The 21,075-nt window shown below is 71.4% G+C and carries 16 protein-coding genes and 1 tRNA gene; 9 read left to right on the top strand and 8 right to left on the bottom strand.

From position 1 onward, the window contains the following. Positions 1-6: 6 nt before the first annotated feature. The 3 genes from ASF39_RS04635 to ASF39_RS04625 form a co-directional block, all read right to left on the bottom strand. Positions 7-864, bottom strand: coding sequence for an ABC transporter ATP-binding protein (locus ASF39_RS04635; RefSeq protein ID WP_056281434.1), 858 nt, complete (start codon positions 862-864; stop codon positions 7-9). Next, positions 861-2,165 carry a high-affinity branched-chain amino acid ABC transporter permease LivM gene (gene livM / locus ASF39_RS04630; protein WP_156648393.1) on the bottom strand — a complete coding sequence of 435 codons (1,305 nt, stop codon included), beginning with the start codon at positions 2,163-2,165 and terminating at the stop codon, positions 861-863. Before livM ends, ASF39_RS04635 begins: the two co-directional genes overlap by 4 nt. Positions 2,166-2,247: 82 nt before the next feature. Further along, entirely contained in the window at positions 2,248-3,165 is a 918-nt protein-coding gene (locus ASF39_RS04625) for a branched-chain amino acid ABC transporter permease (RefSeq protein WP_055880433.1), read from the bottom strand. Positions 3,166-3,486: 321 nt separating this feature from the next. On the opposite strand from ASF39_RS04625, the gene ASF39_RS04620 reads away from it, so the two are divergent. Then, positions 3,487-5,616, top strand: coding sequence for an exopolysaccharide transport family protein (locus ASF39_RS04620; protein WP_056281431.1), 2,130 nt, complete (start codon positions 3,487-3,489; stop codon positions 5,614-5,616). Positions 5,617-5,623: 7 nt separating this feature from the next. Then, entirely contained in the window at positions 5,624-6,970 is a 1,347-nt protein-coding gene (locus tag ASF39_RS04615) for a VpsF family polysaccharide biosynthesis protein (protein WP_210168654.1), read from the top strand. Here the strand turns inward: ASF39_RS04615 and ASF39_RS04610 are convergent. Then, the gene (locus tag ASF39_RS04610) at positions 6,967-8,241 is read right to left on the bottom strand and encodes a cellulase family glycosylhydrolase (RefSeq protein WP_056281429.1); all 1,275 of its coding nucleotides are present in this window, start codon (positions 8,239-8,241) and stop codon (positions 6,967-6,969) included. The two genes, ASF39_RS04615 and ASF39_RS04610, sit on opposite strands and share 4 nt — an antisense overlap. Then, the gene (locus ASF39_RS04605) at positions 8,238-9,431 is read right to left on the bottom strand and encodes a DUF1972 domain-containing protein (protein ID WP_056281427.1); all 1,194 of its coding nucleotides are present in this window, start codon (positions 9,429-9,431) and stop codon (positions 8,238-8,240) included. Before ASF39_RS04605 ends, ASF39_RS04610 begins: the two co-directional genes overlap by 4 nt. A gap of 213 nt (positions 9,432-9,644) precedes the next feature. Between ASF39_RS04605 and ASF39_RS04600 the strand changes: the two genes are divergently transcribed. The 4 genes from ASF39_RS04600 (at position 9,645) to ampC (ending at position 15,415) form a co-directional block, all read left to right on the top strand. Beyond that, positions 9,645-10,796, top strand: coding sequence for a glycosyltransferase (locus ASF39_RS04600; protein ID WP_056281425.1), 1,152 nt, complete (start codon positions 9,645-9,647; stop codon positions 10,794-10,796). 10 nt (positions 10,797-10,806) lie between these two features. Further along, positions 10,807-12,162 (top strand): hypothetical protein, encoded by a 1,356-nt coding sequence (locus ASF39_RS04595; protein ID WP_156648388.1) that lies wholly within the window; start codon positions 10,807-10,809, stop codon positions 12,160-12,162. After that, positions 12,153-13,454 carry a GNAT family N-acetyltransferase gene (locus ASF39_RS04590; RefSeq protein WP_244472269.1) on the top strand — a complete coding sequence of 434 codons (1,302 nt, stop codon included), beginning with the start codon at positions 12,153-12,155 and terminating at the stop codon, positions 13,452-13,454. Before ASF39_RS04595 ends, ASF39_RS04590 begins: the two co-directional genes overlap by 10 nt. 770 nt (positions 13,455-14,224) lie before the next feature. Beyond that, complete coding sequence (ampC, locus tag ASF39_RS04585) at positions 14,225-15,415, top strand: class C beta-lactamase (RefSeq protein WP_210168653.1); 1,191 nt, start codon at positions 14,225-14,227, stop codon at positions 15,413-15,415. Positions 15,416-15,656: 241 nt separating this feature from the next. Here the strand turns inward: ampC and ASF39_RS04580 are convergent, their stop codons facing one another. Continuing rightward, positions 15,657-16,118 (bottom strand): molybdenum cofactor biosynthesis protein MoaE, encoded by a 462-nt coding sequence (locus tag ASF39_RS04580; RefSeq protein WP_056281421.1) that lies wholly within the window; start codon positions 16,116-16,118, stop codon positions 15,657-15,659. 212 nt (positions 16,119-16,330) lie between these two features. Between ASF39_RS04580 and ASF39_RS04575 the strand changes: the two genes are divergently transcribed. Both ASF39_RS04575 and ASF39_RS04570 read left to right on the top strand, forming a co-directional pair. Next, positions 16,331-17,350: a gamma carbonic anhydrase family protein gene (locus ASF39_RS04575; RefSeq protein WP_056281419.1), complete on the top strand. Its 1,020-nt coding sequence runs from the start codon at positions 16,331-16,333 to the stop codon at positions 17,348-17,350. Positions 17,351-17,787: 437 nt separating this feature from the next. Then, a complete protein-coding gene (locus ASF39_RS04570; RefSeq protein ID WP_244472268.1) occupies positions 17,788-18,129 on the top strand; it encodes a hypothetical protein in 342 nt (113 codons plus the stop codon). 32 nt (positions 18,130-18,161) lie between these two features. On the opposite strand, the gene ASF39_RS04565 is transcribed toward ASF39_RS04570, so the two are convergent. Next, the gene (locus ASF39_RS04565) at positions 18,162-19,652 is read right to left on the bottom strand and encodes a M48 family metalloprotease (RefSeq protein WP_055880406.1); all 1,491 of its coding nucleotides are present in this window, start codon (positions 19,650-19,652) and stop codon (positions 18,162-18,164) included. An 8-nt stretch (positions 19,653-19,660) separates the two neighbouring features. Continuing rightward, complete coding sequence (locus ASF39_RS04560; protein ID WP_244472267.1) at positions 19,661-20,440, bottom strand: DNA-binding protein; 780 nt, start codon at positions 20,438-20,440, stop codon at positions 19,661-19,663. A gap of 476 nt (positions 20,441-20,916) precedes the next feature. Here ASF39_RS04560 and ASF39_RS21045 point away from each other — a divergent pair. Next, a tRNA-OTHER gene (locus tag ASF39_RS21045) sits at positions 20,917-20,993 on the top strand. Positions 20,994-21,075 lie beyond the last annotated feature (82 nt).

Raw genomic sequence — 21,075 nt, 5'->3', positions numbered from 1 at the left:
GGCTCTTCATGCCTGCGTCCCCGTGAGCCCGACTTCGGCCTCCACCGCCTCGACCTCCTCGTCGTCGACCCCGAGGTAGGCGGCGATGACGCGGGTGTCGGTGCGGATCTGGTCGGGGGTGCCGTCGGCGATCTTGAGGCCGTAGTCGAGCACCACGATCCGGTCGGAGATCTGCATCACCACCGACATGTCGTGCTCGATCAGGAGCACCGAGGTGTCGTGCTCGTCGCGGATCAGGCGCAGCAGGGTGTTGAGGTCGGCCGATTCGCGCGGGTTGAGGCCGGCGGCCGGCTCGTCGAGGCAGAGCAGCACCGGGTCGGTGCACATCGCGCGGGCGATCTCCAGGCGGCGCTGGTCGCCGTAGGGCAGGTCGCCGGCCTCGTCGTCGGCACGCTCGACGAGATCGATGCGCTCGAGCCAGGCCCGCGCCTTCTCGATGCCGGCCCGCTCGGCGCGGGCGTAGCCGGGAAAGCCGAGGATGCCCGCGAGGCTGAAGCCGGAGGCCTTCATCAGGGGCTTGTGCATGGCCACGAGCAGGTTCTCGAGCACGGTCATGCGCGGGAACAGGCGGATGTTCTGGAAGGTGCGCGCCACCCCGGCGCGGCGGTTGACGTCGTGGCCGGGCAGGCGCTCGAGCAGGTAGGTCGACCCGTCGGCCCGGCGCAGGGTGATCATGCCCTCGGTCGGCTTGTAGAAGCCGGTGATGCAGTTGAAGACCGTGGTCTTGCCGGCCCCGTTGGGGCCGATGAGCGCGGTGATGTCGCCGCGCCCGACCGCGAAGGAGAGGTCGTCCACCGCCACCAGCCCGCCGAAGCGCATGGTGAGGTGGTCGACGACCAGGATGGGATCGACGAGCCCGCTCATCGTGCCCGCTCGCTCAGGCGCACCGAGGGCTCGCGCTCGGAGATGAGGCCGCGCGGGCGGAACACCATCATCGCCACCATGGCGAGGCCGAACAGGAGCAGGCGGTACTCGTTGGGGTCGAAACCCTCGCCGAACACCGCGCTCAGGAAGCCGAGGTTGCGCAGCATCTCGGGCGCCCCGACCATGACGATGGCGGCGATGGCGACCCCGATCTGGCTGCCCATGCCGCCGAGCACCACGATGGCCAGGATGATCGCGCTCTCCAGGAAGTTGAAGCTCTCAGGCGAGACGAAGCCCTGGCGCACGGCGAAGAACGAGCCGGCGAAGCCCGCGAACATCGCGCCCAGCGCGAAGGCGGTGAGCTTGGTCATGGTGGTGTCGATGCCCAGCGACCGGCAGGCGATCTCGTCCTCGCGCAGGGCCTCCCAGGCGCGCCCCAGCGGCAGGCGGCGCATGCGCAGGGTGACGAGGTTGGTGATCAGCGCGAGCACCAGGATCAGGTAGTAGAGGAAGACGACCCGGTGCATCGGGTTGAAGTCGAGCCCGAAGGTGGCGGCGAACCCGCCTTCGCCGGCCGTGAAGGGAATGCCGAAGAAGCTGGCGCGGGGTATCGAGGACAGGCCCGCGGCCCCGCCGGAAAAGTCGACCCAGTTGATGAGGACGAGGCGGATGATCTCGCCGAAGGCCAGGGTCACGATGGCGAGGTAGTCGCCGCGCAGGCGCAGCACCGGAAAGCCGAGGAAGACGCCGAAGGCCGCCGCGAACAGGCCGGCGAGCGGCAGGCAGACCCAGAACGACAGGCCGAACACCGTCGCGCACAGGGCGTAGGTGTAGGCTCCCACCGCGTAGAAGGCGACGTAGCCGAGGTCGAGCAGGCCCGCGAGGCCGACCACGATGTTCAGCCCCCAGCCGAGCATGACGTAGGTGAGGATGAGGATGCCCAGATCGATCCAGTAGCGGCCCTCGCTGAGGCCGCCGCCGCCGACCACCGCCAGGACGGGCAGGAACAGCGCGAGGCCCAGCGTCAGGGGCGACAGGATCGCGGCGAGCCGGCTCACGGGGGCGGCGAGCCCGCTGGCGGCCTGGCGCGCCTGCGCCGCGGTCCGGCGCCGCCCGACCCGCAGCAGGATCAGGCGCTGCACGAGGCGCAAGGCGAACACCGCCGCGCACAAAACCGCCACGGCGCCCCAGCGGGTGGTGAGGAAGAGGCCGGTGCCCTGGCCGAGGTCGGTGCGGATGGCGACGATGGGGATCGAGAGCCCCAGGGTCACCAGGGCGAACAGCGCGCAGTCCTTGAGGATCTCCGGATACGGCGAGGCGTCCCGGCGGGGGGGCGCTCCGGCGGGGAGCGCGGAGGCGGGAGAAGGATAGGCTTGCGCCACGTCAGACCTTCTCCACTTCCGGCCGGCCGAGGATGCCCGACGGCTTGAAGATCAGCACGATGATCAGGATCAGGAAGGCGGCCACGTCCTTGTACTCGATCGAGAAATAGGCCGACCAGAACGTCTCGATGAGGCCGATGATCAACCCGCCGATGACGGCGCCCGGCAGCGAGCCGATGCCGCCGAGCACGGCCGCGGTGAAGGCCTTCACGCCGGGCACGAAGCCGTCCGAGAACGAGACCACGCCGTAGTAGAGGAGGTAGAGGGTGCCGGCGACGGCGGCCAGGGCCGCGCCGAGCACGAAGGTCAGCGAGATGGTGCGGTCGACGTTGATGCCCAGCAGCGCGGCCATGCGCCGGTCCTGCTCGCAGGCGCGCTGGGCCCGGCCGAACGGCGTCTTCTGGACGAGGTACCAGAACCCGGCGAGCAGCACCGCCGTGGTGACCATGATCAGCATCTGCTTGTAGGACAGGGTCACCATGTAGTCGTCGCGCTGGTAGAGCACCACGACGTCGCGCACGAGCGGCGGCACCGGCTTGTTGCGCGCGCCCTGCACCACCTGCACGAAGTTCGACAGGAAGATCGAGACGCCGATGGCCGAGATCAGCGGCGCGAGGCGGAACGAGCCGCGCAAGGGGCGGTAGGCGGCCCGTTCGATCGCCCAGCCCCACAGGGCGGTGACCGCCATGGCGCAGACCAGCACGATGACGAAGACCAGCGGCACCGAGACGAGGCCGACCCAGGTGGTGAGCGCCAGGAACACGATCAGCGCGACGAAGGCCGAGAGCATGAAGACGTCGCCGTGGGCGAAGTTGACCATGCCGATGATGCCGAAGACCATCGTGTAGCCGATGGCGATGAGGCCGTAGATGGACCCCAGCGTCAGGCCGTTGATGAGCTGCTGGGCGAAGAATTCCATGCGGCGGCCTTGCCCTCGTCGCGTCCCGTGCTCGGTCCCTGCTGGAATGTCCCATTCGCGGGCCGGTGGTCAATGCACCTTCGTCCGGGCACGAGCCAACGGCCGCACAAGTTTCCGGCGCGGCCGCACAAAGGTTCGGCGGGTGGCCGCGCAAAACCGCCGTTAGCGCCGCATTCACCATGTCGGCAGATCCGCGCCGGCCGGAAACCTCGGCTTGGTGAATCGTCTCGTAGCGTCGGGTGGTTGGCGATCTCGGTCCGGCGGCGGTTCCTCCCTCGGGAGCGTCCGCGCCGGAGCCGTGTCACAGGCGACCGGTAGGCCATGACGCAGTTCGAAAGCACGATGGGGGCGCGGGGCCGGGCCATGGCGGTGGCCGGCGGGCCGGCGGTCAACTTCGCCGGGCCCGAGCTCGACCGCACCGCCGAGATCGGCGACCTCTGGCGCATCCTGCGGCGCCGCAGCGGCTGGATCCTGTGGACCCCCCTCGTCCTTGTGGCGGTGGCCCTCGCCTACGGGCTGACCACGCCCTCCCTCTACACCGCCACCTCGCAGATCCTGATCGACCCGCGCGACCGCACGGTGATGACCAACGACATCAACCCGGTCTCGGTGGCGCCCGACGGCGGCATCACGCAGGTGGAGAGCCAGGTCCGGCTGATCGAATCGGCCAGCGTGCTCGGGCGTGCCATCGCCGCCACCGACCTCACCGCCGACCCCGAGTTCGCGGGACGGGGGGATTTCTCCGCCGTCACCGACGCCCTGGCCGGGCTGGTGGGCAAAACGCCGGCCGCCGAGAGCCCGGCCGACCTGAACGAGCGCACCCTGCGCGCCCTCAAGAAGCGCCTGGCCATCAAGCGTGCCGACAAGGTGTTCGTGATCGACATCATCATCACGGCCAAATCCGCCGCCAAGGCCGCGCGCCTGGCCAACGCCATCGCGAGCGCCTATCTCGCCGACCTCGCCGACGCCCGGGTGCAGGCCTCCCGGCGGGCCTCCGACGAACTCACGAGCCGGCTCGACGAGCAGCGCGAGCGGGTGCGCCAGGCCGAGGACCGGGCCGAGACCTTCCGCGCGCAGAACGACCTCGTGCGCTCCAACGGCCGCCTCGTCACCGAGCAGCAGCTGAGCGACATCAACATCCAGCTCAGCGCCGCCCAGAGCAAGGCCTCGGAGCTCAAGGCCCGCATCGAGCAGATCGAGCAGATCCGCAGGGCCGGCGGCGGCGCCGAGGCCACGGCGGAGGCGCTGCAATCCCCGGTGATCGCCCGGCTGCGCCAGCAGTTCGCCGAACTCTCCGAGCGGCAGGCGGACCTCTCGACCCAGCTCGGCGGCCGCCATCCCTCGATCGTCTCCATCGGCGCGCAGATGCAGGAGGTGCGCAACCTCATCTCCGGCGAACTCGGGCGCCTCGCCCGCTCGGCCCGGGCCGATTACGAGCGGGCGCTGGCCAACGAGAAGTCCCTGTCCGCCAGCCTGAAACGCCTCCAGGGCGAGACCAACACGACGTCGCAGGCCTCGATCCGGCTGCGCGAGCTCGAGCGCGACGTCGAGGCGAGCCGCACCGTCTACACGGCGTTCCTCACCCGCGCCCGCGAGATCCGCGACCAGGCCGGCATCGATTCCACCAACGCCCGCATCATCTCGCTGGCCAACCCGCCCCAGGAGAAGAGCTGGCCGCTGCCCGGCGTGTTCGCGCTCGGCGCCCTGGCGGCGGGCCTCGGGCTCGGCACCGGGCTCGCGGTGGTGCGCGAGTACCTCAGCCCCACCGTGCTCTCGCGCAACCAGATGCAGGCCCTGGCCGACGCCCCCGTCCTCGGGGTGGTTCCGCTGAAGGCCACCACCGCCAGGGCGGGGAGCGCCAAACCCGCCGCCGCCGGGGGGCCGGACGTCCATGCGGTGAGCCTGCTGCTCGGGCGCATGCTCGCCCTGCGCGGCCGCGGCGGCGAGACCATCGGCAGCGTCTTCGTCACCTCGAGCCGGGGCGACGACACCGCCCGCCGCCGGATCGCGCATCTCCTGGCCTCCGTGGCCGAGGCCCGCGGCCTGCGCGTGCTCTACATCGAGACGGACCTGCGCGAGGGCGGCGCCTCGCCGGGCTTCCTCGACGTGCTGCGCGGCGAGCGCAGCCTCAACACGGTGATCCGGGCCCAGCCCGCCAGCGGCATCCGCACCCTCGGGCTCGGCCGCCAGAAGCGCGGCGAGGTCACCGACCTCGACGCGAAGGAACGCTTCCTCGACGAGGTCGGGCGGCGCTTCGACCTCGTGGTGGTGGAGGGCGGCGCCCTGGTGGAGAGCCTGCAGGCGACCCCGCTGATGGTCTTGGCCGACGCGGTGCTGCTGGTGGCCGACGCCGGCGTGACCACCCAGCGCGACCTCCTCGACGCCACCGAGGCGGCCATCCTCAACGGGCGCCCGATCTCGGCCGGCGTCCTGGTCTCGCGGGCCGCCTGAGGGGCCGATGCGCAGCCGCACCGCGTCCCCCGCCGGGCCGAACCGGACGCCCGCCTTCGAAGCGCCGGTCTTTTCGGCCCAGGCCTCGCGGCCGGTGAGCGTGCGACGCTCGGCGCCGGTGGCGGCCCTGGTGCTGACCACCGTGCTGCTGTTCGGCGTCTCGGGCGGCATGCTCTGGTACGCCGGCCTGAACTACGACGGCCTCTCGGGCAGTGCCGCGGCCAAGATCCACCCGGCGACCTATTGCGCGGTGCTGCTGTTCGCCTGGTCGCTCCTCACCAACGGCGACCCGGTCGGGTTCCTGGTGCGCTCGGTCCAGGCCTGTCCGGCCAGCCTGTTCCTGCTGGTGGTCGCCCTGTCGATGGCCGCCCACATCGCCCTGCGCGGGGCGAGCGGGCTCGCCGGCTCCATCGACACCTACGTCGGCCCGGCCCTGCTGGTGCCGGTGATGGCCAATCTCGACGGCCGGGGCCTGCGCCGGATGGAGCAGGCGCTCCACCTCGTCATGCTCGCCAACGCCCTCCTGGGGCTCGCCGAATTCCTCACCGGCACCCTGGTGTTCCCCTACCGCTTCGACGGCGCGGTGTTTCCCACCGACACCCGCTCGGCGGCGCTGCAGGGGCACCCGCTGGTGAACGCCACCGTCACCGGGCTCTATCTCATGGCGCTCCAGGCCGGCGGCGGCTCGGCGATCCCCGCCGCCCTGCGCCTGCCGATGATCGCGCTCCAGCTCGTGGCGCTGGTGACCTTCGGCGGCCGCTCGGCCATCGTCGCCTGCCTCGTCTTCGGAGGCGCCTACGCCCTCGTGCAGGGCCTTCGCGTGCTGCGCTCGGGGAGGGTGCCGCTCCTGGGCGCCGGCATCTTCCTCGTCGTCCTCGCCGTGGCGCCGATGGCGGTGGTGGGCCTGGCGGTGGGCGGCTTCTTCGACAAGCTGCTGCAGCGCTTCGTCTCGGACGGCGGCAGCGCCAACGCCCGCGTCGAGATGTTCGAACTGTTCGGCCGCATCCCCTTGCGCGACCTGATGTTCGGCCCCGACACGGCGCTCGTCGATAGCTTGCGCCGCATCAGCGGCCTCGAATGGGGCATCGAGAACCCGATCATCCGCATGGTGCTCTACCAGGGCGTGTTCATGACGGCCCTGCTCACCATCGCCGTGGTCCTGTTCATGACCGAGGTGATCCGCCGCTGCCGGCCCGGCACAGCCCTGCCGGTGATCGTGTTCGCGCTGCTCCTCAACACCTCCGAGAGCATCGCGGGCAAGACCACGCTGATGATGAAGTTCGCGGTTTTGATGCTGGTGATGTTCCGGCCGCTGCCGCCGGGGGATCGGGTCGTTCCGGCACGGCGGCGTTAATCCGGCGCGCCGACCCCGAGCGCATCCGCGATGGCGCGGTCGAACACCCGCGTGGTGTCGTCGATGAGGCCCATGCCGTCGAACAGGTTCCAGAACGCCCAGGGGAAGCCGGCGGCCTCCGCGCTCGTCCGCACGTCGCGGATGTAGCGGGCGCGGTCCGGGGCGGGGGCGGCGACGTAGCGGGCGTCCGAGCGCAGGGCCCCGAATTCGCCGAGAACGATGTGCTCGGGCGGGATGGCGTGGCGGCGGGCGTAGGCGCTCACCCGCGCCATCGCGTGGTCCACGAACGGCCGGTCGGGCCGGGCGTCGAAATACTGGGTCAGCACCCGCTCGGTCTCGGCGTAGGCGTTGGCCTTGGCCGTCGCCGACAGCACGGTGTCGGCGGCCATGCGCCGGCGCACCGCCGCCAGGGTCGCCTCAAGGGACCCGGCCGAGGCCGGCCACGGCACCGCGTTGAGCGCCCGGTAGACCGGCTCGCGCATCCAGGGCGCGCCCTGGTGGCTGAACAGGTAGGGCTCGTAATAGTGAAACGTGAAGAACACCGGTGCCAGCGCCAGGATCGGGGCCGGATCGAGCGCTTCGAGGCCGGGGATCATGCCGCCGCAGGCGCCGGTGGCCACCAGGGGCAGGCCGGGCGCGGCCGCGCGGGCCCGGCGCAGCAGGGCGAGCTGCACGCCGTCCCATTCGGCCGAACCGCAGCCCTGCGGCGGCTCGTTGACCGGTTCCAGCGCCACCCGCCCGCCCCCGATGCGCGCCAGGGCTCCGGCGACCTCGCCGACCAGCGCCCCGTAGCCGGCAAAATCGGGGGCCTGCGTGCCGGCGATCAGGCGGGATGAGGTGAAATGGTGGGTCGCCTCGTTGATCTGCAGGTTGACCACCACCGACAGGTCGGCGTCGAGGCTTCGCGCCACCGCGTCCGTGAGCAGCCCGAGGAGGGCACCTCGCTGCGGCTGGCCGAAGGCCAGGAACGGGCCGGGGTCCACCGGGATCCGCAGGAAGTCGAACCCCGCCGTGCGCAGCCTGCGCAGGTCGGCGGCACGCGGCACCGGGCGCTGGTCCTGGTAGGGCGGCCAGGCGTAGTCGGTGCGCGGGGCGGGATATTCCTTGGTGAGGGAGAACCACGGCCAGACGTTGATGCCCCGCCGCAGCCGCGGCATCCGGGCCTGCGCCAAAGCGTCGGATGGCAGGGCGGCAAACCCCGCCGCCGAAAGCCCTGCCGCCAGCCCCTGCGCGAGAAACGCCCGGCGGCCGAGCGTTCCCTCCGGGGTCACCGCACCATCTCTTCCGCCGGCAGGCCGAGGGCGCCGTCCATGACCGGCGCCAGCGCCGGGGCGGCGGCGTAGCCGCCGAGCACGAGCAGCTCCTGCTCGTAGGCCTTGAGGATGTCGCTCCAGGCGAAATCCCGCGAGGCTCGCACGCGGGCGGCCGCACCGGCCCGGGCGACCCAGGCGTCGTCGCCGAGCGCCGTGGCGATGGCCGCGTCGAGGTCGTCGGCATCCGAGAAGAACAGCTGCTCGGGCCCCGCCGTCCAGGCGTTGTAGGCGTTGGCGTGGGCGATCACCGGGTTGCCCGCCCACAGGGATTCGACCAGCGAGGGGTTGGTGCCTCCCACCGTGTGCCCGTGCACGTAGGCGCGGGCGTGGAACCGCAGGGCCTGCAGCGACGGCGGGTCGTAGATCGGGCCGGGGAACAGCACCTCACCGCCCGCCGCCGCGCGCACCGCCCGGTGATAGGGGTTGGCGTCGTCGAGGCGGCCGAGCACCGCGAGCGTCATGCCGCGCGGGCGCCGCGAAAACGTCTCGACGATGGGCAGGATGCTGTTGTCGGGCTCGATGCGCGCCACCGAGATCAGGTAGCGGCCCGGCGTCAGGCCCAGGGCCTCCACCGGGGCGAGGGGGGCGCCGAGCACCTCCTGCCCGCCGTAAGGGATGGTGGCGATGGCCTTGCGCGGGCGCCGGGTGGCGATGTGGTCGGCGATGACAGGATGGTCGGCGACCAGGCGCTGCGACGACCAGGCGGCGATCCACTCGTTGATCCAGAACCACGCCTTCACGGCCCGGCTCCATTTCGGGCGGCGCCACTCGATGCCGTCCATGTTGGTCATGATCTTGGAGCCGGCCAGCCGCAGATACGGCAGGAACACCGCCCCGTTGTAGCCGAGCACCAGGCAGACGCCGTCGCGGTCGGCGGCGTCGCGCACGCAATGGGCGTCGAAGTCGAGGGTCCCGGCCGGGCCGGTGGAGGCCACCTCCACATGGATCTGCTCGATGCCGCGCCAGTAGGTGCTGGAGAACCGCTCCGTCACCGCGCTCACGTCGCGCTGGCAGTAGACGCCCACGTCCCAGCCGCGCTCGACCAGGTGCAGGGCGAGGCGTTCGGCGAAGGTCTCGAAACCCCCGTGCGCCGCCGGGACGCCACGCGTCCCGAGGATCAGCATGGAAGGCCGGCGCGTGGTCGTCATGGCGGCGTGGCTCTGGTTCGGCGCCGCCGCGACCCGTGGAATTCGCGCCGGCAGTCGTCAAACCCTGCACCGGCAACGCCTAAATCATCCTTACCGCCCGCGATGCATTCGTTCCGATCGCATGTTTCCCGTCAAAGCTACGATTTGCTCACGACCTGTCGGGTAGAGAATTCGAGCCCCGCATCCGCTCCGGACGGGGCCACGGGGACACCGATGCACATCGCCTGCATCCATCAGGGCTACGAACTCTACGGCTCGGACCGGTGCTTCGCCGAGAGCATCCGCACGATCCGGGCGCTGGCCCCCGATGCGCGCATCACCGTCGTCCTGCCCCGGCCCGGCCCGATCCTCGACCTGTTGCATGGCCTGGCCGACGAGATCCTGTACGAGCCGCTGTGGATCCTGCGCCGGCGCGGCCTGGCGCGTCTGGCCACCCTCGGCCTCTTGCGCCTGCCCCTGGCGCTGGCCAGGGCCGCCCGGCGGCTGGCGACCTGCGATCTCGTCTACGTCAACACCACGGTGGTGGCCGACTACCTGATCGCCGCGCGGCTGTTTCCCGGCCGCACCATCCTGCACGTCCACGAGATCCCCGAGGGGCTGGTGCGCAGGGTCCTGCGCCTGCTCGTGCGCTGGAGCGGGGCCGAGGTGGTGTTCAATTCGCAGGCGACGCGGGCGGCCTTCGCCCTGCCGGCCTGCGCCGACACCCGCGTGATCTACAACGGCATCGCCGGCCCGGCCGCGCCCGAGCCGGTCACCTACGACGGCACCCGGCCCCTGCGCCTCTTGATGCTCGGCCGCATCAGCCGCATCAAGGGCCAGGAGGTGCTGCTCGACGCCATCGCGGCCCTGCCGGCGGCTGTGCGGGCGCGGATCGAACTCAGGATCGTCGGCAGCGCCTTCGAGGACGCCGCCCGCGAGGCGGCGCTCGCCGCTCGCATCGGTGACTCCGGCATGGACGGGCGCATCACCCTGCGCCCGTTCGACCCCGATCCGGCGCCCCACTACCGCTGGGCCGATGTCGTCGTCGTGCCCTCGCGCCTGCCCGAATCGCTCGGCCGGGTGGCGATCGAGGCGATGGCCTACGGGCGCCCGCCCGTGGTCTCGGCCATCGGCGGCCTCGTCGAGGTGGTGGAGGCCGGGCGCACCGGCTGGACCGTGCCCCCCGACGATGCCGCCGCGCTCAGTGCCGCCCTGGCGGCGATCGTCGCCGACCCGGGGTCGCTCGCCGCCCGTGCGCCCGCCGCCCGCCGGCGCTTCGAGACCCTGTTCAGCGAGGCGGCGGTGGGCCGGGCCTTTGCCGCCATGCTCGCCCCCCGCCTCGCACGCAAGCCCCGCGCGGCCGCCCCGGCGGTGGTCCACTCATGATCCGCCTGCCATGATCCGCCAACACACCGCCTCCCTCGCGGATGCCGCCGCCGAACCCGGCGGCCGGCGCGACCTCGTCCGGCTCGGGCGCCGCTTCGTCCTGATGCTCGGGGGCGAGGTGCTCCAGAGCGTGTTCCACTTCGGCCTCAACATCGCCCTGGTCCACGCCCTGGTCCCGCACGACTACGGGCTGTTCGCCATCGTCTTCCTGATCGGCGGCATCGCGCTCACCTTCGTGCGGGCGGTGGCCGGCATGCCGGCGAGCGTCTTCATCCCGCAGGCCCGCGGCGCCCGGGCGATGCGGGCCCAGGCCGTCACCTTCGGCTCCGGCGCGGCCCTGCTGTCCCTGGCCATGGGGCTCGGCACCGCCCTCGTCCTGGCGATTCCCCTCGGGGCCGCCACCGCGGCGGCGGGCGGGGCCTTCGTCGGGCTGTGGTGCCTGCGCAGCTACCTGCGCAACATGCTGTTCGCCTGCCGCCGGCCCGGCATCGCCGGCATCAGCGACGCCACCTTCGCCGGGACCGGGACGGTGCTGCTCGCCTGCCTTCTCGCCGGCGGGCGCGCCGACCTCGTCCTGCCCGGCAGCCTCGCGGTGCTGGCCGCCGCCCACGGCATCGCCATCCTCGCGGGCCTCGCCGCGTTCCGCGAGCCGGTCCGCATCAGCCTCGGGCGCCACGTGCTGCGGCGTTACCGCGGCCTGTGGCGCTCCCTCGCCTGGTCGGTGGCGGGGGTCGCCACCGCCAATATCCAGGCGCAGGGCCAGACCCTCCTCGTCGCCCTGCTCGCCGGGCCGGCGGCCTATGCCCCCATCGCCGCGACCCTGGTGCTGTTCTCGCCCCTGCGGCTCTCGGCCTCCGTCGTCGTCAACCTGATGCAGCCGGAGATGGCCGCCAGCCTCGCCCGGGGCGACGGCGCCCGCCTGCGCCACCTCATGGCCCTCTCCACCGGCCTGCTGCTGGCCGGCTGCCTCGGCTACGGCGTCTTCCTGGCCGCGACCCTGCGGCTCATCGAGAGCCAGCTGTTCGCCGGGCGGTTCGCGGGCGAGCCGCTCGGCCTGATCGCGCTCCTGGTCTGGGCGACGGTGACGGCGACCATGCTCTACGTCGGGCCCAAGACCCTGCTCGAGACCCGCGGCGAGTTCCGGGCGCTGGCCCGTGTGGCGCTGGCCAGCGCCGCCTTCGGCATCGGCCTCGTCGGCCTGCTGCTGTGGCTGGCGACCCCGGCCTGGTCGCTGCTGGGCGTCGTCGCCTCGGAACTGGTGGTCCTCCTCTACTGCCGGCGGGCGATCCTGTCGGCCGCTGCCCTCCCTCCCGTCCGTTCCGGGGACGGGCCCCTCCATCCGGCGACCGCACCCTCATGGCGATGACCTTCGACTTCCAGGCGGCCGACGGCCCCATCCCCGCCGGGCCGGGCGCGACCCTCGCCGCCGGCGACCCCACCGCGGCGGCGCCCCGCGGCGCGGCGGCGCCCGCCTACCGCGCCCGCCTCCACCCGGACCTCGCGGCGGCGGCGCCGCTCTGGCGCAGGCTGCAGGCGGAGGGCGCCTGCACCGCCTACCAGCGCCTCGAATGGGCCGAGGCGGTGGTGGACAAGCTCGTGCCGGGCTCGGGCGCAACCCCGCTCATCGTCCAGGTCGACGAGGCCGAGAGCGGCCGCCCGGTGATGCTCCTGCCGCTCGCGCGCCTGCGCAAGCGCGGCACCACTACCATCCAGTGGCTCGATCTGGGCGTCTGCGACTACGCCGCGCCGGTCATGGCGCCGGGCGTCGTGCTGTCCCCCGCTGAGGCGGTGCTGGCCTGGGAGGCGGTGCGCGCCGTGCTGCCGAAGGCCGACCTCGTGCGGATCACCCGCATCACGCAATCGATCTTCGGCACCCCCAACCCCCTGGCCCTCCTGCCCGAGGCGCAGGTCATCCCCATGCGCGCCTCCGGGCTCGTCATCGAGGGCGACCCCGAGACGCTGATCAAGCGCGTCTGCAGCAAGTCGATGGCCAAGGACATCGAGAAGCGTCGCAAGCGCCTGGCCGCCATCGGCGAGGCCCGCTTCGTCGAGGCCCGCACCGAGGCGGAGGTGACCGACCTGTTCGAGGCCCTCCTGCGCCAGCGCCGCGACCGGTTTCGCGAGCTTGGCCGGTTCGACCTCCTCGACCGGCCCGAGGTGGTGGATTTCTACCGCGCGGCCGCGCTCAACGGCGGCCCGGACGGCCTCGTGCGCGTCTTCGGCATCGCGGTCGGCGGCGAATGGATCGCCACCGCCTACGGCCTGTGCCACCACGGCGCCTTCCACGGCATCATCCTAGCCATGGCCGGGGAGCCCTGGAAGGGCTGCTCGCCGGGCATCCTGATCGTGGCCGAGATCATGGTCTGGGCCCGCCGCCAGGGCCTGACCTACCTCGACTTCACCATCGGCGACCTGCCCTACAAGAACGGCTTCCGGCCCGTGGCCCACGACCTCATGGAGGTCGCCCACGCCCGCAGCCTGCGCGGCCACGCCATCCTGGCCGCCGAACGGGCCTTGCGCGGCGCCAAGGCCACCCTCCAGCGCCACCCCGCCCTGTTCGACCGCCTGCGCGAAAGCCGCCGGATGCTGCGCCGGATCGGCAGACGCGCCCCCGAGGCGCCCGCTCCCGACACGCAGGCGACCGCTCGGGACGCATAGGGGGATCGCACGAGGCGGCAGCGGCGCCGGGTTGCGCGGGCGGCGCTGGCGGACGAACCCTCGGCAGGTCTGGGGGTCGGAACCCGAGCCGCTCGACCACGCGAAGGGCTGCTCAGGGTGGCAAACGGACCTCAGCCCTTCGGCCAGAAGCAGACATTCCGCCTCCAAGCGAACATTGCGGTTGCGAGCGCCATTTTTCTGGTTGGCGGAACAGCTAACAAGGTACGTAAACAGGGCCGCCGTAACACGACTTCGATCGGCTAGGGTCAAGGGAGGATGCGTTGTCGCGATCCGGGTTCCGACCACTCGTATTCGACGTTGAGCAACCGGATACGATAAAAGCGAGGATCAAGGTCGCGATAAGGTTTTTTCGCATCGTCTTCTCCCCATTTTTGGCGAGTATTGCGCGGAAAATGATACGGGTCTGCTGCGTACAAAGCACATACACGAGCTTTGTCGGGTGGGCTGATCGGCTCCAGGCGTTAGGGCTGCTCCAGCCAAGCGCCCGAAAGCGGAATGTCCTGACTTCAAGGAAGGGTCGGAGGCGGAACGTCCGTTTCAGGGTGAAGGGTCGGGGTCCGCTCCCCACCTAACCCGGCCATCGAGCAAACGGACGGGTCCCGACCCTGAGCAGACCTTGGCCCCTTGGTGCTGGTCGTTCTTCCATCCACGCCAGGGCCAAAGACGTTCAGGTCAGGGTCGAGAAATCGCCCTTTGTGGTGCCTCTTCAGACCGGGCATACGCGGCCTGCTCGTGAAGGAGGGCCCACCTTGAACGCGGATCGATCGATGGTGCTGACGGCACGCAGGTATCTGCGCCTGCTTGCGCTCCCCCTCTTGCTTCTGGGTTCAGCTTCTGCGCTAGCGGAAGGGCTGGACAAGAGCCGCATCGACGCCGCGGCCCGCACCTTCATGGAACGCACCAGTGCGCCCGGACTAGCTGTCGGCATCGTGACACCAGATGGCGCGAAGGTGTTCTCCTATGGCGTCGCCTCGATAGAGACTGATACGCCCGTGGACGAACGCACACTGTTCGAGGTCGGGTCAATCAGCAAGACCTTCACCGTGGCGCTGGCCTCCTACGCCGCGGAGATCGGGGCACTTCAATGGGATGCCGCACCCGGCCGATACATCCCCGAATTGAAGGATAGCGCCCTCGACCGGGTGTCTCTCCTCAACCTCGCGACCCACACGACCGGGGGTATGCCGCTACAATTACCCGATGACGTGAGGACCGACGCCGATCTCATTGCCTACTTCCGCACGTGGACACCGCCGTCGCCGCCGGGGAGCGTGCGCACCTACGCCAATCCCAGCATCGGTCTGCTCGGCGTGGTGACGGCCAGCGCGATGAAGGGCCAGTTCGCCGCGCTCGTGCGAGAGCACATCACGGGCCCGCTCGGACTTCAGCACACCTTCCACGACATTCCCGAGGGCGAACAGGCAAACCACGCCCAGGGCTACACGCGAGACGGCAAGTTGGTCAGGGTCTCGATGGCTCCTCTCGCCACCGAAGCCTACGGCGTTCGCACGACAGCGCATGATCTGCTGCGATTCGTGGAAGCGCATCTCGGGCGGATCGAGATGAGCCCCACGATGCGACGTGCGCTCTCGGCGACTCAGGTCGGTCAGTTCCAGGCCGGACCGATGACGCAGGCGCTGATCTGGGAGTGGTATCCACTCCCGGTCTCGGATGATGACCTCATGGTCGGCAACGGTGACGCGATGGTGCTGAAGCCCACTCCGGTCACGCGCCTCAGCCCGCCGCAGGCACCGCCTGCCGACAGTCTCGTCACGAAGACGGGAGCCACCAACGGGTTCGGGGCCTACGTGGCCTTCATCCCAGGCCGCAAGATCGGGCTTGTGCTGCTGGCGAACCGCAACCATTCGACAGCCGTGCGGCTCACCCTCGCCAAGCAAATCTTCGCGGCGCTGAACATCCAGGGGATCCCCGCTCAGTAGATGGCGCGGAAGCCGATCCTCAATGTTGGCTTTCCACCCGACCCGGACGTAGCTCATCCCCACCAAGCCGCCGCGAAGCGGACCTTCCGATGGTCTGCGAAGGGTCGTAAGCAGCCCCTCGAACAGGCAAGCGGATCGGGTTTTGACCGGAGCAGACGTGGTCACCGGTCTTGCATCGAGAACCTGCGCGACCCCGAAAGCCCCGGCAGGATGACGCGTTTGCTCGCCGGCGCGCATCGCCTCAAGCCCAACGCCCGGCCGCGTCGTCGTCGGCCCGGGTCGCCTCGACCCAGCCGCCGGTGGTGCCGTCGGCGAGGTGCTCGCGCTTCCAGAACGGCGCGCGGGTCTTGAGGTAGTCCATCAGAAAACTCGCCGCCTCGAAGGCGGCGATGCGGTGGGACGAGGCCGTCACCACCAGCACGATGCCGTCGCCGGGGGCCACGAGCCCGTGGCGGTGGACGACGCGCACCCCGTCGAGGGGCCAGCGCGCGCGCGCCTCCTCCACCACCCGCCCGATCTCGGCCTCGGCCATGCCGGGGTAATGCTCGAGTTCCAGCGCCGTGAGGCGCCCGCCCTCGTCCCGGCACAGGCCGCTGAAGGTGACGATGGCCCCGACCCGCCCGTGCAGGGCGTCCGACAGGGCCGCGATCTCGGCGGCGGTGTCGAAGGGGGCGCTCTGGATGCTGACCGGGGACGTCGTCACGGTGGACCTCGTGCGTGTCGAAAGACGGGCTCGCGCAATCCGGGTTCGCGAAATCCGGGCTTGCGAACTTGCCATTTTCGGCAAGGGGCCGATTTTACCCGGCATCGACGGGACATACCCTGCCCTCCATGGCTTGTCAGACCGGAGCGGCGAATTCACGCTGCGGCACCCGGCAGGTCCCGGCCGATCGGCCTTTTCGAGGAAACGCTCGCGTGAGCCCAGACCTGATCCTGCCCCACGACGGCGTCCGGCCGGTGTTTTCCGCGCGGCCGGTGTGGTGCGGCCGTGCCAGCACCGTCATCGGCATGGCCACCCTCGGGGCGCAGGCCTGGCTGGGGGACGACAGCGTCATCCGCGCCGACGGCCAGACCGTGGTGCTCGGCGACCGGTTCTGGCTCGGCCACCGCTCCACCGTCCACATCGCCACCAAGACCCTCGGGACCACGGTCGGCGACCGGGTGACGGTGGGCCGCAACGCCGTGGTCCATGCCTGCACGGTGGGCTCGGACGTGGTGATCGAGGACGACGTCATCGTCCTCGACGGGGCGGTGGTGGAGGACGGCGTCGTGATCGAGGCGGGTGCCACGGTGTTTCCGCGCGCGCGCCTGCCAGCCGGCTTCGTCTACGGCGGCAGCCCGGCCAAGCCGATCCGCCCGATCGACGCCCCCGAACTCGCCGAGCGGGCCGAGCGCCTGCGCGAGGCCTCGGGCGAGACGCCCGCGCCGCCGCAGGGCGATACGCCGGAGGTGGAGGACAGCGTCTTCGTCGCCCGCACCGCCCGCCTGCGCGGCCGCATCGCGCTCGGCGCGGGATCGAGCGTGCTGTTCTCCTGCCTGCTCGACGCCGAGGTCGGGCCGATCGTGGTGGGGGCCGACACCAACATCCAGGACAACAGCGTCCTGCGCAGCCGGGGCGAGGGCATCGTCATCGGGCGCGACACCACCATCGCCCACAACGTGCGCCTGGCCGATTGCCGGATCGGGGCGCGCAGCCTCATCGGGATCGGCTGCGTCGTGGCCCCGGGAACGGTGATCGCCGACGACGTGATGCTGGCCGGCGGCGCCACCACCGACCCGGGCCAGCTCCTCGACGGCGGCCACCTCTGGGGCGGCCGCCCCGCCCGCATCCTCGCGCCCCTCGACGCGAGCAAGCGCGCGCTGATGCGCGAGATCGTCGAGGGCTACTGCGCCCACGGGCAGGTCTTCCGCCAGGCGCAGGACGCCGGCCTGTAGCCGCGCGGGAAGGCCGAAAACCGCCGCCGCCGAACGAAGGGGTCGCCGCGGGACCGGAACGGGGTCGGTCCTGCCCTGTTTCACGTGAAATACGAAAGATCGCTCCGTTGACGGACAAGGCTCCGCAACGCATCTTTCCTGCGTGGTCTGACAGGCAAGACATCAGTCTTGCCTTACGGCCACCGCGGTGATTTGAAGTGGATCGCTTGCGCCGCGTCACCAAACGCTAAAGCATCACGAGGCTCAAGACCGCTCGTGGTCCTTGTCGGATAAAGGATGACTTGCCGTGGCTTCCTCCTTCCCCAGACCGAGACTGTCCCGTGGCCGGGGCCGTTCGCAGGGCTGCTGTCGACGCTGATCGACGCCGCCACCGCCGAACCCGTTCCCCGCCCCGGTCCGACGCGACAGTCGGCTCTCATCGAAGAGCAGTTTTCGTCATGCCTCAGCTTCAGTTCGCCTTCGCCCCGTCCCGGTCCAACCCGGGCCTGGCCCCTCACCTCGACGATCCCTTCGTCGACCATCTCGCCGGCCGCGCCGGCAACCGGCTGCACCGCGAGCCGGCCCCCACCCGCGTGATCGAGATCGGCGAGATCACCGCCGGCATCGCCGTGCCCGAGCACGGCGGCGTGCGCTTCTTCTCGTCACGCCGGGACTTCGACCCCCTCGACGGCACCGTCTTCCCCAGCGTCGAGCAGGCGGCCAGGGCGGTCCGGACCCGGTTCCGCGCACGGACGCGGCCTCAGGCCGGCCCCGGAGGGCAGGGCCTGCGGGCGGTGTGATACGGCTTGCCGCTCGTCCGAGCGGCAAGCCGTCATTCCACCACGAGCTTGTAGCCCTGGCCCGGCCTCAGGCCGGCACCCCGTTCGAGGCCATTGAGGACGAGGAACCGGTCCAGCGCCCGGTCCTGCACCGCCATGCGCCGGGACAGCACCTCGGCGGTCTCGCCGGGGGCGGCCGTGACCACCTGGATGCGCGAGGGGCGCAGCGACTGCGTCTCGGCCGCACTCACCGGGGCGAGGCTCTCGATCCAGCGGCGGAAGGCCGGATCGGGGTCGGTGGCGCCCTTGGCCGCCATGATCATGCGGAAGGTGCGCTCGCCGACCCGGATCGCCGCCAGGCGGAAGGTCCACTCCTTGCCGCGCGAGACCGCGGTGACCGCCGGGTTGCCGGCCACGATCCGGTTCTCGCTGCCCTCGAGCCCGTCGTTCCAGGTCGCCTTGAGCACCTCGTCGAGGCCCTGGCCGATCGTGGTGTCGACCTGGTCGAACAGGAGCCGGCGGCTGCCTTCGTTGGTGGTGCCCAGCACCGCGCTGCGGGTGTTGTCGACGGAGAAACCGTCGGGCACGTCGAAGGCGATGCCGAGGTTGGGGTGCAGGAACCGCTTGGCCCGCACCGCCCCATCGGTGGGGTTGTCGCCGTAGGCGATGCCGTCGATGGCCGCGAGGTAGCGGGCGCGCTCGTCGACCCCGAGGCCCGGCGCCCCGATCAGCCGGGCGGCGCGGGTGACGAGGGTGATGCGCTCGGCGGTGCCCGGGTGGGTGGCGAGCATGTCGGGCTCCCCCGCGACCCCGGTGCCGGTCTTCATGGCGGTGGTCCGGCTCAGGGCCGTCAGGAAGCGCCCGGCCGCGAAGGGGTCGTAGCCGGCCCGCGCCAGGGTGCGCACGCCGATGCGGTCGGCCTCCAGCTCCTGGTCGCGGGAGAACCGGGCCAGCGCGAAGCGCGACTGGCTCTGGATCTGGGCGCCGGTCTCGGGGTCGTTGAGCACGTCGGCCACGACCTTGCTCACGAGTTGCGATCGCAGCGCCAGTTCGCTCCGCGCGCTCGCATGGCGCAGGGTGACGTGGGCGATCTCGTGGGCGAGCACCGCGGCGAGTTCGGAGGTATCGGTGGCCAGCGCCAGCAGGCCGCGGGTGACGTAGAGCCGGCCGCTCGGCAGGGCGAAGGCGTTGATCACCGCCGAATCGAGCAGGGTGACGGCGTAGGTCTCGTCGGGCCGCTCGGTGGCGCGCACCAGCCGGTCGGTGATCTCGCCGACCGCGCGCTGGGTGACGGGCGCCCGGTATTCGCCGCCGAAGGAGGCGACGAGCTGAGTGTGGTCGGCGTCCGGGGCGGTGCGCTCCCGGCCCGTCACCCGCGGCGCCTCGGGGGGGATCGCGATGGGGGTGAGCACCGCGCTGGCCTGGTCGCCGGCGCAGGCCGACAGGCACAGCAGCGCCAGCGCGGACACCCAGCCCGCGCGCGACCGGTCTGCGCGCGCCCGGGGATGCCGCGCGCGAATGGCGAAAGATGCGGACCCCTGCATGCCGTTCGTCAGCGCCGAAGCGCCCGCTCCTCGTCCAGAACCTCGATCATGTCCGCGCTCGCGAGGTCGATGACCGGCCCGCGGCCGATCGTGACGATCCCGCGCACCCGGACGAGGCGCCCCCTCAGGCTCGCCGCACTCAAACCACGTTCCTGCAACCGGCGCCAAGTGCGTTTCGACACGGTGACCGTGAGCCCGTCCTGCCCCCGCGGCACGAAGTCGAGATAGGTGCGCGTCGCCCGCTCCCCGACGCTCACGAGGCGCCCCTGCGCCACCACGAACCGGTCGGCCCTGGCGCGCAGGCCGGCCCCGTCCCGCGCCTCGGGCGAGGCCGTCCGCCACAGGCCGAGGCCGCCTCGGCGCGCGGTCTCCTCCAGGGCGAGCAGGCCCGGCCGGCACAGGGAATCGCCCTCGCCGGCATCGACCATGGCGAGGCCGTCCGCCACGAGGCCTCCGGCCAGATCCACCGCCTCGCCCTCGACGACCGCATCGACCCGGATGCGGCCCCAGCGGTCCGGCTCGCCCCGCGCGGTGAGGGCGAGCGCTTTTTCACGTTTGCCCAGCAGCCAGGCCGTCGCCGCGCCCGCCTCCTCCGGCCAGTTCAGGCCCGAGAGCACGGCGCGGGTGCCGGACGCGAGGACGAGTTCGCCGCGTGCGCCCAAGTCCGTCAGCCGGTCGCTCCGCACCGGGGCGGTCCGGCATTCGGGCACCGGCCGGGGTGCGGCCGCAGCGGGGGCGACGGCGGTCGCAGCGAGCCATGCGAGGACCGGGCCGACCTTCCCACGCAACCGCCCGCCCTCCGATCCGACCGTCGCCATCCTGGCCCGCTGCGGTGCGATCGGCCAGGGCCGCGCGGCCGGGCGGCGCCTTTCCCGGCACCCTGCGGCAGGATCGTCACAACCCGAGGGTCGATGATGCGGCGTATCCCGACGGCCGCAGCGGCTGTCCCGGCCGCGATCCCGCGGTTGGCCGTGCGGGCGGTTGGTGCTATGGCTGCCCACGGTGAGTCTCCGTAGCTCAGCTGGACAGAGCACAGGTTTCCTAAGACCGTAAATTGGGCGTCGCGCCGGGAAACCACGCGGCGGATCCGCTCAAATTCGGGGAACGCCCACGGGCCCGTTCGCGGGCCCCGGCCGATCCCGAGCCAAGCCAGGGATGCGCATCAGCGCTTCCCGCGGAAGGTGTAGAGACTAGACGGGCGGCACCTAAAGGCCTTCTTCGGACGGGCCCATGGTGAAGGGATAGTCCAGACCACGAACGCTGCGTCTTGCCGCAGCGGCGGCGGAAGCCGAAGTGGGATGAAACCTGGGGTCGCAGGTTCGAGACCTGCCGGGGACGCCACCATTCTTTAAGCCCTTGTCGGGGCTGAAAATCTGCCGATATCAGTAGCTTACGCGCCGCCGGTCATACAAACGGGCGGTAC

The organism is Methylobacterium sp. Leaf108, from assembly GCF_001423265.1.
In the GTDB taxonomy this organism is placed as follows: domain Bacteria; phylum Pseudomonadota; class Alphaproteobacteria; order Rhizobiales; family Beijerinckiaceae; genus Methylobacterium.
Note: the sequence above shows the minus strand (reverse complement) of the source record. Positions and strands in the feature narration are given on the sequence as shown.

Bases quoted from the DNA above. Each gene is read 5' to 3' on its own strand.
- ASF39_RS04635 (WP_056281434.1), bottom strand. From the start codon at position 864: ATGAGCGGGCTCGTCGATCCCATCCTGGTCGTCGACCACCTCACCATG.
- ASF39_RS04625 (WP_055880433.1), bottom strand. From the start codon at position 3,165: ATGGAATTCTTCGCCCAGCAGCTCATCAACGGCCTGACGCTGGGGTCC.
- ASF39_RS04620 (WP_056281431.1), top strand. From the start codon at position 3,487: ATGACGCAGTTCGAAAGCACGATGGGGGCGCGGGGCCGGGCCATGGCG.
- ASF39_RS04615 (WP_210168654.1), top strand. From the start codon at position 5,624: ATGCGCAGCCGCACCGCGTCCCCCGCCGGGCCGAACCGGACGCCCGCC.
- ASF39_RS04605 (WP_056281427.1), bottom strand. From the start codon at position 9,431: ATGACGACCACGCGCCGGCCTTCCATGCTGATCCTCGGGACGCGTGGC.
- ASF39_RS04600 (WP_056281425.1), top strand. From the start codon at position 9,645: ATGCACATCGCCTGCATCCATCAGGGCTACGAACTCTACGGCTCGGAC.
- ASF39_RS04595 (WP_156648388.1), top strand. From the start codon at position 10,807: ATGATCCGCCAACACACCGCCTCCCTCGCGGATGCCGCCGCCGAACCC.
- ASF39_RS04590 (WP_244472269.1), top strand. From the start codon at position 12,153: ATGGCGATGACCTTCGACTTCCAGGCGGCCGACGGCCCCATCCCCGCC.
- ASF39_RS04570 (WP_244472268.1), top strand. From the start codon at position 17,788: ATGCCTCAGCTTCAGTTCGCCTTCGCCCCGTCCCGGTCCAACCCGGGC.
- ASF39_RS04565 (WP_055880406.1), bottom strand. From the start codon at position 19,652: ATGCAGGGGTCCGCATCTTTCGCCATTCGCGCGCGGCATCCCCGGGCG.